Origin of the sequence: Microcoleus harperi Pol14_C6, assembly GCF_036701295.1 — a bacterium.
Lineage (GTDB): Bacteria > Cyanobacteriota > Cyanobacteriia > Cyanobacteriales > Microcoleaceae > Microcoleus.
Window position 1 is genome coordinate 80,584 of sequence record NZ_JAUBQN010000003.1, and the last position, 13,767, is coordinate 94,350.

Annotated in this window: 10 protein-coding genes; 5 read left to right on the forward strand and 5 right to left on the reverse strand. The window is 50.1% G+C overall.

All coding sequences use genetic code 11. The annotated features are described in order from the left end of the window. The first annotated feature begins 17 nt into the window (after nt 1-17). From QUA27_RS03695 to QUA27_RS03715, 5 genes are all read left to right on the forward strand, one after another. Nucleotides 18-638, forward strand: coding sequence for a thioredoxin family protein (locus tag QUA27_RS03695; RefSeq protein WP_333066394.1), 621 nt, complete (start codon nt 18-20; stop codon nt 636-638). Nucleotides 639-642: 4 nt separating this feature from the next. Then, nucleotides 643-1,335, forward strand: a complete 693-nt coding sequence (locus QUA27_RS03700; protein WP_333066396.1) for a cytochrome c biogenesis CcdA family protein — start codon at nt 643-645, stop codon at nt 1,333-1,335. Then, nucleotides 1,332-1,652 (forward strand): hypothetical protein, encoded by a 321-nt coding sequence (locus QUA27_RS03705; RefSeq protein WP_333066397.1) that lies wholly within the window; start codon nt 1,332-1,334, stop codon nt 1,650-1,652. Before QUA27_RS03700 ends, QUA27_RS03705 begins: the two co-directional genes overlap by 4 nt. Nucleotides 1,653-1,943: 291 nt before the next feature. Beyond that, nucleotides 1,944-2,534, forward strand: a complete 591-nt coding sequence (locus QUA27_RS03710; protein WP_333066399.1) for a sigma-70 family RNA polymerase sigma factor — start codon at nt 1,944-1,946, stop codon at nt 2,532-2,534. An 8-nt stretch (nt 2,535-2,542) separates the two neighbouring features. Next, nucleotides 2,543-3,322, forward strand: coding sequence for an anti-sigma factor (locus QUA27_RS03715; RefSeq protein ID WP_333066401.1), 780 nt, complete (start codon nt 2,543-2,545; stop codon nt 3,320-3,322). A 329-nt stretch (nt 3,323-3,651) separates the two neighbouring features. Here the strand turns inward: QUA27_RS03715 and QUA27_RS03720 are convergent, their stop codons facing one another. The 5 genes from QUA27_RS03720 to QUA27_RS03735 all read right to left on the reverse strand — a co-directional run bounded on the left by QUA27_RS03720 (nt 3,652) and on the right by QUA27_RS03735 (nt 13,752). Beyond that, nucleotides 3,652-8,964 (reverse strand): hybrid sensor histidine kinase/response regulator, encoded by a 5,313-nt coding sequence (locus tag QUA27_RS03720; protein WP_333066402.1) that lies wholly within the window; start codon nt 8,962-8,964, stop codon nt 3,652-3,654. A gap of 51 nt (nt 8,965-9,015) precedes the next feature. Continuing rightward, complete coding sequence (locus QUA27_RS27285; protein WP_445251470.1) at nt 9,016-9,174, reverse strand: helix-turn-helix domain-containing protein; 159 nt, start codon at nt 9,172-9,174, stop codon at nt 9,016-9,018. Further along, nucleotides 9,175-9,918, reverse strand: coding sequence for an HNH endonuclease (locus QUA27_RS03725; RefSeq protein ID WP_333066403.1), 744 nt, complete (start codon nt 9,916-9,918; stop codon nt 9,175-9,177). Nucleotides 9,919-9,975: 57 nt separating this feature from the next. Continuing rightward, nucleotides 9,976-13,071: a methyl-accepting chemotaxis protein gene (locus tag QUA27_RS03730; RefSeq protein WP_333066405.1), complete on the reverse strand. Its 3,096-nt coding sequence runs from the start codon at nt 13,069-13,071 to the stop codon at nt 9,976-9,978. A 147-nt stretch (nt 13,072-13,218) separates the two neighbouring features. Beyond that, nucleotides 13,219-13,752, reverse strand: coding sequence for a chemotaxis protein CheW (locus QUA27_RS03735; protein WP_190661936.1), 534 nt, complete (start codon nt 13,750-13,752; stop codon nt 13,219-13,221). Nucleotides 13,753-13,767 lie beyond the last annotated feature (15 nt).

Sequence of the window (13,767 nt, forward strand, 5' to 3'; positions counted from 1 at the left end):
AGCAAGGAAATTAGTTTATGAACGATCGCAGGCTGGGGCGACGCCAATTGCTTTGGTATTTAGGGCTGGGAGCTAGTGGAACTGCTCTGGGTTGTGGCCTTAAGAAAGATATTATCCCAACTTCTAGCTCTGACAATATTCCCATACCTGCTCCTGCTAAAAGTCCTAATTTACCGACAGTCGAGAACGTTGCTATCTCACCAACAGGAAAGTCTTTACCAGAGTTTCAAGGCATCAGCCAGTGGCTAAATTCTCCGCCCTTCAAAATAGCCGATCTTAAAGGCAAAGTGGTGTTGGTGCAATTTTGGACATTTGCCTGCATTAACTGTCAGCGCACTCTCCCCTACATCGTCCGCTGGCATCAGCAATATGCCGATCGCGGATTGAAGATTGTGGGCATACACACCCCAGAATTTCCCTTTGAGCGGGATGCAAACAACGTCAAAAAAGCTTTGAAGGAACACCAAATTACCTATCCAGTGCCTCTGGATAACGAATTTAAAACTTGGGCGGCTTACCAGAATGAATATTGGCCTCATTTATTTTTAGCCGATCGCCAAGGCATCTGGCGCTATGACCATATTGGCGAAGGAGCCTATGACGAAACCGAACAAATGATTCGCAAATTATTAGGTTAGTCAGATGGCAATTTCACTCACTTCGACTGGTGTGGCTTTACTAGCAGGATTTTTAACAATTCTCTCGCCCTGCGTCTTACCAATCCTACCCATATTATTAGGACGAAGCCTTCAATATCATCGCTATGGCCCAATTGCTTTGGTATCAGGATTAATCGCTGGTTTTGCGGCAATTGGGAGCTTGTTGGGAGTCACATCAGGCTGGTTTGTCAGCTTTGCTAGTATCCTCCGAACAGGAGCACTTGCCTTTCTTCTAATTGCTGGGATAAGTGCCATTTTTCCGCAGAGTTATCAACTGCTGTTTAAATATTTACACTTTGAAAATTGGCTGAAAGCACCTGCACGAGTAGGGCTGGTTGGCGAATTTTGGCTGGGAACCCAACTCGGCTTGCTTTGGACACCTTGTGCGGGGCCTGTTCTCGCGAGTATTTTGGTTTTAGCTGTTGTCAATCCTCAGCCTGTAACTGCGTTTTTTTTACTAATTTTGTACGGTTTGGGCGCTGGGTTGCCGTTACTGGCGATCGCCTATGGAGGACGTTATTTCAGCCAGCACTTATTACATTTGCGCCCCCACAGTGCAGCTTTACAAAGAATCGGCGGCCTAATTGTTGTGGGAAGTGCGATCGCGATTCTTTTGGGTTGGGATGTCAAAATACAGCTTTGGTTAGCTCCATTTTTTCCAACTCTGCCGCTGTGAACGCCACTGCGAAGTCCGCTGGGAAGTGCGATCGGAATAAACTATTAATTATTGTGGAGATACAGTCAGCAATTCATCTCGCCGCCAAATTGGGTACAGTTATGGCGGGAGATGAATGGCGGTTGAAGGTAAAAGTCGGTGATGTCTTTGGTGGAGGTTATTTTTTCATCGCATCAGGACTCTTCATCGCATCAGGACTCTTCATCGCATCAGGACTCTTCATCGCATCAGGACTCTTCATCGCATCGGGGGAAGCGCTAGGACTAGAAGAGCAGGCATACAGACTAGCCGTTAGAGTCAGACCAACAATCAAATAAAGCACTTTCCGGTTCATATTTTTCTTCCAAATCTGAGGAATTTTGATTTAAGCAGTCAGCAGGTAATAGCTAGCGGTGTTTCCTCTTATAGTACGGATTACTTCTTTGATTGGATTGCGAATATCCTAAATTTGTTGTCAGCGAGGTCAAGATACTCAGCTTGTATACATCCAATCAGCTCTGCTGGTCGTATTTAAGAAGATGATGCCCGATTATTTTTGGAGACGTGCTTGCTGCAATAACCAGAATCAACTTAAAATTATCGGTTTAGGTCTGTTCTAAAAAACACCTATGGATTTGAACTCTGCCGAAACAAGCCTGGAAAAGCCTGATAAACAGACTGACGCTGAGTTATTTCAGTTGATGAGTATTGGTCAACCGTCTGCCTTGGGCATTCTCTATAACCGCTATGGCAGCTTAGTCTACAGATTGGCACTGAGAATTCTCAGCAATCCTCAAGAGGCAGAAGACTTAACCCAAGAGATTTTTCTCAATCTCTGGAATAGAGGCACATACAATCCGAATCGCGGCTCTATGAGCAGCTTTTTGACAACTATGACTCGATCGCGGGCAATTGATAAACTTCGTTCCCGCAGCACTAAATTAAAATTTCTCCAGCGATGGAGTCAGATGATGGCTACAGAAATTCCCCCTCTCACGCCTTTCGAGTCAGTTTCTTTAAGTGATCGATCCCACTGTGTTCGTGATGCCTTAACTCAACTTCCCGAAAAACAGCGACAGGTTTTAGAGATGGCTTACTATGAGGGTTTGAGTCAATCAGAAATCGCGACTAAACTTAGTATACCGCTGGGAACAATTAAAACTTGGTCTCGGCAAGGTTTATTGAACTTAAGAAAAAATTTACAAAAATTAATTGGCTAGTTGCACCTATGACAGAGCCTTTATTCCCTGAACGCTCAGAAGAATTGATGGCAGGCTATGTACTTGGCAACCTCAGCTCTGAAGAAGCTGAGGAATTAAGGCGAGTGTTGAAAGAAAATCCCGAACTAGCTACAGAGGTTGTTAGCCTGCAAGAAGTCCTGGAAGTTATACCCTACGCCCTACCTGATATAGCACCGCCACCACACCTTTATTCCGCCATTTTGGAAGCTGCCTCGGCGGCTAGCGTTGCAGTACCAAATCCTCATGTTTCTGAAGTTCCTAACTCATTAGCCCAGGAAAAACGGAAGCATTCACCTCTACTATGGAGTCGCGTTCTTGGTAGCATAGCGGCACTATTGGCGTTAGCCTTTGGTTTGGATAACTACCGAATCAGGCAAGAAATAACAACGCTTGAAGCTCAGGTAGTACGACAAAAAGATGTGATTGCAATGCTGCAACAGCCTAATACTCGTCTAGTTTCCCTCAAAGGCATGGCTGACGCATCTGCTGCCTCGGGAAGTATTGTGATCACACCGGGTGAACCCAAAGCTGTTTTAATCTTAAGGAACCTTCCGGTTTTACCAAAGGGTCAGTTTTACCAGTTATGGTCAGTTAATAATAATGAAAAAATCGCTTGGGAGCAGTTTAATACTAATGAAAGAGGAACTGTTTTTGTCAAACTTTCTCTGCCTGCTAATGCGGAAGTAACACCATTAGTTGTCACGGTTGAAGCATCGCCCTTACTGAAAAATCCTACTGGGCCTATGGTAATGACGGGGACTTTATAAACTAATTGAAGGTCTATAAGGCCTGATATTATGGTCAATATAGGAATAGCTAACCTCTACGCTAGTTACAAACCAGGGACTTATTTTGGGTAAGGGATACTCTTTGACGGCGTTGTCACCCCGTCAACCCATCAACCTCAGCGAACTCCTGTAAACTCAAATAATCAAAACCAACCTCCGCCAAACCTTCTAACCCCCCTGCATCGACGTTAGTAAATTTACCGACTCCAATAACCCCGCCGCATTTTGACTCAATGAGGGCGATCGCACACAAGTCCTGCGAGGGCTTTAGCCCCCACAGGACTCATATCCTTTCAAACATCACGTACTTACACACCAACCGGAGCACCAACAACCTCACCTTTCAACATCCGAGAAGCAGCATCAAGCAATTGCTCCTCCAAATAAGGCTTAGTGAAATAGCCTTTCGCGCCCAAACTGTAAGCCATTTGGCGGTGTCTGTCAGCACCGCGAGAAGTCAGCATCGCGATCGGCAATTCACACAAAACCGCATCCTTCTGCATCCGAGAAAGTAGTTCCAAACCGTCCATTCTCGGCATTTCAATATCGCAGAAAACGATATCGCAAGGCAGACCAGATTTCATCTTTTCCCAAGCTTCCTTACCGTCGCGAGCTTCTTCCACACGATAGCCAGACTTCTCGAAAGTAATCGACAAGAGCGATCGCACCGTAATCGAGTCATCCACAATCAGGACAGTCGGCTCAGTCTTCTCAATTTCCGCCTCCTTAGTAGCCTTCTCGCTCTCATCCCAAAGCGTACCGCCAGTGTCCTTCCGCAGCCTTCCGGTAGCCAAATCGATCAGTTCCAGAACGTCCGCAATCGCCACGATCCGACCGTCTCCGAGCACCGTAGCACCCGCAATCCCGATCGGCTTCGGCACCGGCCCTTCCAACGGCTTGATCACAATTTCCTGTTCCGTCGAAACCTGATCCACCTGCACCGCCAAGAAATTGCCAGCAGACCGCAGCACGATCACCGAAATCATGTCATCGTCAGTATTAAACCCGTAAACACTGCCCCGGCCCAAATGGCGGCTGTAAGCCAGCAAATCCCGCAGCGGCCGGAACGGCAAGCTTTGACCCCGCCACTCAATGCAAGGCAAACCGTCCGCCCCCGTCGTCACCTGATCGCGAGGCACATCGATCATATCCTCGACCCCATCCATCGGGAAAGCAATGCGAGCTCGATCGCTAATGCAAGTCAGAGCCTTAGAAATGCTCAACACCAGAGGTAAACGGATGGTAAACACAGTCCCCTTGCCGATGGTTGAATCGATCGACACAGTTCCCCGAATCTCCTGCAAGGAAGTCTGCACCACATTCATACCAACCCCCCGGCCGGCATACTCCGTCGCCTGTTCCTGAGTGCTGAAACCGGGCATAAACAGCAAATCGTAAACTTCCGAGCGAGACATCCTCTGAGCCTGAGCCGCCGTCAGCATACCCTGCTTAATCGCCTTCGCCTTCACCCTTTGCGGGTCAATTCCCGCCCCGTCGTCAGAAACCGAAACCACCGTTTGGTTCCCTTGGTGGAAAGCGCGAATGGTAATCCTGCCGACAGCAGGCTTCCCAGCCGCCAGACGCACCTCCGGCGGTTCGATCCCGTGAGTAATGGCATTGTTCACCAAGTGAGTCATCGGGTCATATAGCTGATCCACAATCATCTTGTCGATCAAAATCTCCTTACCCTCAACCTGCAACTGAGCCTGCTTCCCGCATTTAATCGCAATTTCCCGCACCGCCCGGAACAGCCTGTCCGTCGTCTCCGCAAACGGCTTCATCCGGGCGCGAGTCAAACCTTCTTGCAGTTGAGTCGTGACTTGCCGCAGTTGGCGAGTCACCTGATCCGCCTCATCCACCAAAAACTCAATGTCCGCCGCCGACTCCCGCACCCGCACGATCAGCTCGATAATCTCCTGAGCCAAACTGTGGAAAGGAGTAAACCTGTCCATTTCCTCTGGTCTCCAGGCACTTTCCCGCGTGTGGGCCGAATCCTCAGAGCGCCAGGCCGATCGGTGTCCCTGACGGTTTGCCAGCAAAGCAATCTCCAAAAGACTCCGCTCGTAGAAATCCTGAGTCCGCTGGCTCACATCGCTCAGTAGCGTTACCTGGTGCAGCAAATTGTCCAAAAACTGCCGCATCCGTTCTTGGTCTTGCTCCAAACTGTTGCGGTTTACCACCAGTTCCCCCATCAAATTGCTGAGGTTATCCAGTTGCTTGATCGGCACCCGCATCGTTTGGTCGCCGAACCCGCCCGCGCGCATATTGCGCCTGGGTCTGTTGATCGCCGACGGCCCGATATTGCCTTCCCCTTGACGCCCGCTCTCCTTGGGATCTTCCAGCAGTTTTTCCAAATCGCCAAAATCGTCGTCGCTCTCATCGGCTGCAGCGCGGGGAGCTTTACTGGCAGTTGTCGCCGGTGCAGGAATTTCCGGCATAGTTGCGCTCTCGCTGAGGAGCTCTTCGAGATCCGAGAAAACTTCTGTATTTACCGGACTCTGATTTGTGCTGCCAGAAGCTGCTATGACAGCTCCAGCACCCCCGGCAATTAACAGTGCTTCTAAATCGTCAAAATTGCCTTCGGCATCCTCATCCCCTGATTCGCCCTGGGCAAAAAAGTCGGCCAGCGACCCCTCTTCCAACTCCGAGGAATCGGCCTGGGCCGACTCGTCCTCAGCGTCCCAAAAGCCCGTCGTCAGTTCCGAAGTCACCAGAACCTCAGCATCGATCGAATCCAACAAATCGTCAAAACCCTCCAATTCTTCGTTGTTGAGAGTAGCCCCGGTTTCCATCGCCGAGAGCAAGTCAGCATCGCTCTCAAACATACCATCGAGAGATTCTGCAGGCAGCGGCTCTAAATCCGCACTTAAAAAATCCGTTTCCAGGGCATCAAACAAATCATCTTCGCCCTCCGACTCCCCGGCGCCATCTGTTTCGGCTCGATCGAACAAATCCGCACCCACCTCATCGAACAAACCTTCAGGAGGCTGGACCGACAATTCTTCCTCATCATGAGCCGCGCCCTCATCTGGCGCCGCTACAGCATCGCCCTGCTGCACCATGCCTTCGGCAAACATATCCTCCAAAAAGTCGAAAACTGCGCCCTCATCAGACTCGAGACTTGAAATTTCCGACTCAGGACGATCGTCGGACAAAGCCCCAAGTTCAACCTCTGCCGAATTTGTCAAGCCTGGGTCGGAAACAGTCGCACCATTGTTCTCGAACAAACTCCCCAAGTCGCCCTCATCAACTCCCACATCCGCACTCAGCAATTCTGAATCCCCATCATTCAGCCAACCCCCGCGGGCTTGCCCCGAAGCTTCTCCGTCATACTCAGTACCAGTAGGTACAGAACCGAACAGCTCAGCCAAATCCGCCGCTTCTCGGGAAGTAGCCGCTCCTTGCCGATCCCTCACAGTCTGTTCATCCTCAGAAATCGAACCCGAGGTCATATCCCCAAACAGCGCATCTAAATCCGTATCGTCCAGCTCCAGGTTGAGCGATTGCACAGACTCGTCTTCCAGGCCGAAAGCATCTTCTAGCCAGTTTTCATCCGCAGAGATATCTAAATCAGAATTTGATGTCATGTTAAGAACGTTGCCCATTTCCTCATTTTGTGGGATGCCCGCAGCTCGATCTCGATCGCCCCCGTTCTCCCCACCTTCGTCTTCTGAAGAAAGGAAATTAGAAGTAATCCCCAACAGCTCGCTCAAATCCGAGTCCTCGCCAACCTCAGAGAACAAGTCGAAATCATCCATTTCAGGGAGAGCAGACGCTTCGGCATCTGCTGAATCATTATTGCCCCCCCCTGCTGCAGGCTCCTTCGATCCTGCGTCGAAACCCTCCGATTTCACGGAATACTCCGAAGAGACTGTTGGCACACCCGTTGCCTCAGATAAGCCTAAATCGCCGAACAAGTTATCGAAATCAGCATTGTCCGTAACACCAGCAGAAGTTTGGGCAGCCACTTCGTCCAAAAGCGTACCGAGAGCATCTTCGTCCGCTTGTCCCCTGGCTGGGGCCACCGTGTCCTCTCGCCGCTCCAAACCCCCCTTACCCTTACCCGTTTTAAGTTGTTTGCGAGTTAACCGCTGGCTCGATCCCCCATTTTTCTGACCGGCAGCTACTGCCGAGCCCTCTGCCTCTTCTCCAAACAGCAAATCCTCCCCAAACAAACTCGTCAGGTCATCAATGGGAGGCTTCGTGTTCGTTTCGGAAGTTTCCGCATCATATTCGTCAAACAACAAATCAGTAAAATCGCCGGAATTGTCATCGTCTGACCCCAGCATTCCCGCGGCCGATATCCCAGAAGACTGTGCGTAGTCGAGGTCTTCTTCTTCTTCCCAAGCGCCGTCGAGCTCCGGGGACTCGCCGTCAAACAAGTCAGCTAAAGTGTTGAGTTCTGCCGCGCCCACTTCCGGGCCGGTGCGGGTCGAGCCTCTAAAAGCACCCGTCTCCATATCCGAGTCTGCGAAGGCGGAATCCTCGTCGAACTGGGACGATCGAATGCCACTGTCATCGTTGCTGTCGCCACTGTCGAGTTGGTCGAACAGCTCGTCTATACTCAGCCCAGAAATAGTCGGCAGCAACTTGTTCAATCCATCCGCGGCATCGCCCGATCCCACCAGATCCCACGCCTCATCCTCAACCGAAACCACATTTGTCCCGGATTTACTCGGTTGAGCGAAGGCCAGCAAATCTTCAAAATCCGTTTCTGGAACCAAAACAGCCGGCTGCAGCGCCAGAAGTTTTGCGCTTGGTGCGATCGACGATTCTAGACCAGAAATTACAAGTTCTTGCGCTTGTTTGATGTCTTTAATCACCGTTGGGGCTAAGGTGCGGTAGGTATTTTCTGGGTTGGCGATCGCCTTGGATACAGCTTGGATCAATTCTATCCAGCAGGGCAGTTCAAATTCTTCCCCTGCCCTGAGCAAGTTCCGACAAATGTTCTTGAGTTGCCGCCTGCTTTCTGGCCCCTCGGGCTGTTTGAACTCTTGCAGGAGTTCTCGCATCCTCGCCGGCACGTCCGAGTCAAATACTAGCTGCAGCGCGCTGTCTTCTGTTGCTCTGGCATCAGGTGCGTAAACTGACCGCGAATCCGGAATACTCCTTGATGAGGCAAACGCGCCGACACCCATCCCCGCCATAACTGGTTCGGGTACTGACATCGCGTAGCTCTCGTCTCCATGCTGTTCTCCGTGTCCGACGAGTCCCCCCAAGTGCCCGTTGAGTTCTTCAAATACTGGTTCTAATTCTCGAACCATCTGTTCTCCCAATTCCTCTGTCAGTCCAAAAGGCCCCGACAGTTGCTCTAACAGCCCTTGCAATGTGTCAAAAATTCGCAGAAAAAGGGACTCTAGCTGTTGGTCTACTTTAACGCTGCACTCTTTTAAAACTTTAAAACTATCTTCTAGTCGGTGAGCTGTTTGCTGAATGCTCGTCAGCCCCAGCATTGCTGCTCCTCCTTTGACAGAGTGAGCGGCCCTAAATACTTCGTTGACCAGTTCTGGGTCTTCGATCGTGGTTTGCAGATTCAGCAAGCCTTGTTCGATCGTATTGAGGTGGTCTTTTGCCTCCTCAATAAAGTAGCCCATTATCCTCTGTTGTTGCTCCGGCAGCATAGTTTTATTCCTGATTTTAAGCGTTATTGTATTGGCTCTATGTTAGTAGTTCTAGAGAAGCTCTCTGTATATCTCGCCCCTTGCCAAGAGAATAATCTGACTGCGAGATATGGCAAATGTCCTGGCTATTTTTGCTTTCGATATGCCCTCACTTAAAAGATAGCGAATCTCGCGCACCTGTTCGGGTTGGAGTTTGGGGTTAGAACATATCTAGCCGGGAACGAAAGGAAAGCGGTTTTTTTCTATAGCATCGCGGGAGTTATCGGCGGGGGAGCCTTCCCACAAATGGTCGGGATTGACACAACCGCGATCGTAGCAACTGTGATACGCAAAATAACCGGGTTTGACAGGCATTCTCAGTTTGTGTTCCTGTACAAGTCTGTGAGCGTTGAAACTTTTTGTTTTGCCATTAATTTTAGTACCTTTAATGGCGTAACCATCACTTCTTTTAGCCAAGGTACAAATCATGTAGCCGTTCTGCTGTATTTTAGGCTGAATAGCGGAAATTATTTCTCTGCCTCGCAGTTGTTTTTGAGGTTGCGGCGCCGATGTACTTCCGACATTTTTAATACGTCCTTTTTTAAACCTATATTGAGATTTTTCCCGCCCAGAACCTTCCCACAAATGGTTAGGATTAAGGCATTTGGGGACATTGCAAGTAGGGTCAGCAAAGTATTCGGGTCTGAGCCGCAGACCTAATGAATGTTTTAATACTAAACGGTGAAGAGTAAACTTTTTCCATTCACCGTTAATACTAAGTCTTTTATTGCCATAGCCCATGCTAGATTTGGTTAGGGTAGAGATAATACAGCCGGTAGGCTGAACTTCACCAAATATGCCCGGTATTACCTCTACTATTTTATCGCCCATCTGTGCAACTCCTACTTTGTTTAGGTGTTGAATTAGCATCCCCGCAGTGGTTTCAAGACTGCGAGGTTGCTTTTTTTCTGCCATCCTTGCCAGACCAACGTGCTTGTAAATCAGCCAGCAAAACAAGCATTAGACAATTGATTATTGTCTTTCTGCTGTTTCTACTCGGAATCTTTCCACAGATGTCAAAAGGTCGCGAGCAACGCCTACCAAGTTTTGCAAAGCACCGGAAACTCGCTGCGCTTCTTGGGATGTTTCTTGAGCGGTCAGCTCTACTGCTTGCATCACAGAAGCTACCGCGCGAGCTGTTTCGTTTTGCTCTACAGTGTCGGCAGTAATCGAGCGCACTAACACGTCAATTCGGTTAGTTACTTGAATGATATCTTCAAGCGATCGCTTCGCCTGTTCTGCCAATTTTGTCCCCTCAATAACCTGCTGGGTCCCTTCTTCCATCGCCGTCATTACCGCGCCGGTTTCGCTTTGAATTTGCATCACTATCTGTTCGATCTCTTTCAAAGACTTAGCCGATCGGTCTGCCAATTGTCGCACCTCGTCTGCCACGATCGCGAAACCCCTGCCCGCTTCCCCAGCTCTCGCCGCCTCAATACTGGCGTTGAGGGCCAACAAGTTCGTCCGAGAGGCGATCGTCGCAATTAAAGCCACAATCTTAGAAATTTCTTGAGAAGCTTCGGCCAACCTCTTGACTTTTCTCGTGGTTTCTGCTACCGTTTCTCGAATTTCCAAAATCCCGGCCACCGTCCGCTCCACAGCCTCGCCCCCTTTCAGAGCCGTTGCCGCCGCGCCCCGGGCCACTTCTTCCGCCTCTCTAGCGCTTTCTGCGACCCGCTGAATCGCATCGGTGAGGACTTGCACCGAATTCAGCGTTGCCGCCAGTTCCTCAGCTTGCCGCAGCGCGTCGGAAGACAAATCGCCCGCAAACTTAGCACTATCTGTAGCGCCTTTGCTGACCTCCCGAGCCGCCTGCTTCACCTGATGGACAATTTCGCGGAGATTTTGAATTGTCAAGTTAAACGAGTCAGCCACAGCACCCAAAACGTCTGCTGTCACTTCCGCAGTCACCGTCAAGTCGCCCCGGGCAGCTCCTTCCACGTCGTCTAGCAAGCGAATCACTTGGCGCTGCAAGTCTTCTTTTGCCTGTTCCTGTTCATCAGACTTGCGCCTGGTATCGCTAATGGTGGTTTGGATGACCTTGGCCATGTGGTTGAATTTAGCAGCCATTTTGCCAAATTCATCTTCCGAGTAAACCGTAGCGCGAGCGTCCAAAGTTCCTTGAGATACCGCATCGAACTGAGCTTGCAAATTGTCCGACGACTTGCGTACCTGCTTGGCGATCAACTGGCCGATGCCCCAAGAAGTTAAAAAGCTGGTAAAGCCTGCGGCTGCGGTCATTACCCAGCCTGTTTGGCGCAGGTAAACGATCGCCTCGGGTTTGTCTTGCCGCAGAGCTTGATAGGAGGCAATGTTGGTGACGAAAGCCACAGCTACCAGAGAAACCAGTCCCGCCCCGATTGCCGTGTACAACTGTTTTGTAAACAAAGGGGCATTTTCCAAGAAAGCCAGTCCCCCCTGTTCTACTGTTACCGAAGTATCGAGCGCTTCTGTTTCGGTGGGAGAAAAACTCGGTACAGACGCATCAGCCGGGCCGCTTATGCTAAATATTTCGTCATCCCGAATTGCTGAGCCATCGCTGTTGTCAAAGTCCAGGCTGCTGCCGGTCGTCCCCATCATGCCGCTGGTCGAGTTGCCGAAATTGGTGTTACCTCTAGTCAGGATCGAACTGCTGGCATCTTCTGAGATATCAAAGTCCGGCAAATTGCCCAAATCGTCAAACTCGTCAAATTCGTCTAAAAAGTCGCTGTGTTCTTGACCGTTCCCTGCTTTTGACGACCAGCCGCTGTTGTTCTTGTCGGACGCCCCGAAAGCTGTCGCTTGTTCGTTTTCGTCGAATGAGAAAGAATCGCTAAAAGCGTCGTCTTCAAAAGCATCTAACTCGAAGTTGTCTCTTGAGCTAAATGCCGGGGGTTCCGAGTCACTGTAACCGTTGCTGTTGGCGGAAGCTTGCTCGACTGAATTAAATTGTCCCCGGCTCGACCTTTGACTTTGAGAGTTGGGGACAGCACCTCCCATCAACAGCGTTTCGTCTTCCGCCAGCGAATAGTTTGATGAGTAGTCCGACCCGTTATTGGGCTGCTTGTTTTGAGGTCGAGAAGACCCAAAACCCGACGAGGGCATCGCCTCGGCAAAAGGGTCTTCCTCTTCTGCCAGAGGTGCGTTATGACCGTAATTTTGGTCGCTCTGGGGCGGGTATTGGTAGTCGTAGTCGGAGTTATCGTCGAATTCGTCTGGCAAATCGAGCCCAGCAAAAGGTTCGCCAAAATTGTCCGAGGGCTCGATGGGGGAGTCTAGTTGGTTCGAATCGAAGGAATTCCCGGTTTCTGAAGAGGCAAAACTTTGACCGTTGAGCATCTGAGTCGGAGCTTCGGAAAACGAATCTCCTGAGTAAGGTGGGCTTTTCCCAGACGCTTTGCTGCTAGACACGTCAGCAGCATCAAACCCTCCATCATCTAAGGCAAAAGGGTCTCCAAAGCCCGAGTCGGCAAACTCGTCTATGTCGTCTAGCGAGTCGGAGGTGTCAGCATAAGCTGCCATTCCGCCACTGTCGCCACCAAACGGGTTAGAATGTGAGGCTAAATCTGGGACTGAGCCTGCGCGATCGTCATCTTCTGCTTCCCACCCCAAGCCACTCATGCCCAAGTCGGCCAAGTCCTCGTTTTCCATGTCGTCTGGGGATTGACTTCTATAGGAAAGGGATGGTGAATTTCCTTGGAAAAGTCCCAAATCCGGGTCTTCTAACCCTTCATCAAGAGATAAGTCTGGGTAGAATTCTAATTCAGTTTCAGCAGACAAAGCCTCGAAATTTTCCGTTTGCAGCTCTCCAGATAAAAATTGGTCTGTGTAGGTAATTCCGTTGTGAGCGTGTTCTACCAAACTCGGGTCGTCACTCAGGCCTAGCACAACCGTGTACTGTTCCCGCGCCACCTCATACTGTTGCAGTCCGTAGCAGTAAATGTGTCCGCACAGCAGGCGAGCGCTGGGGTCTTCGGGAAAATCTTCTACTAATTGATAAACTAGGGCTGCGGCTTCTGAATAATTGCCATCCATGTAGGCCGCTTCTGCCCGTTGGTAGTCCTGCTGAAAGTTGGTACTTGTTGCCATTTGCCGCCCTCTTTGGATTTTAGATTTTAGATTTGAGATTTTAGATTTTTATCTTGAATTGAATGTTTAGATGCGCGCCTCAAGTTGTGTGACTGTTGATGGTTAGACCCCAATCGAAAATCGCAAATCGCAAATCTAAAATCGATTTCACGCTGCCCACCGCGCCGAGCGCAGAATTTTCACTTGATCTAGCAGTCGGAGCACTTTCTGAGCTTGTGCACCTAACATCCATTCTCCCCTCAGAAATGGAATCATGCCGTCTGGTGCATTGTTCTGAGAGTGCAGTTGCTCTACGTCGAGCCAGTCCATCCCCACAATTCGATCGACTGCCAGCCCCAAAATCGTGTCTTGGTCTTCCACAGCCACGATCGGGATTTCGGGTCTATCTGTGTTCAGAGGTGTTTGGTCTCCCAGAAATTGGCCGAGGTCTGCCACCCAAATCACTCGTCCTCTCATATTTAGCGTACCTAAAAGCAAAGAGGAAACGTTGGGGATCGGTGTCATGCGGTCTGGGGAAGGGGATAGTACCTCTCTAATCCCTGTCGCTGGCAGTGCGAACTCGTTCCCCGAAGGAACGTAGAACCGCAGGTGCAGCTCGCCTTCGGGAGTTTCTAGTTCTTGGAATTCCGGAGCCGGATCTACGCCTAGTCCTGGTAATATAAAGTCTGGGCTACCGCTAATCATAATTCTGACACC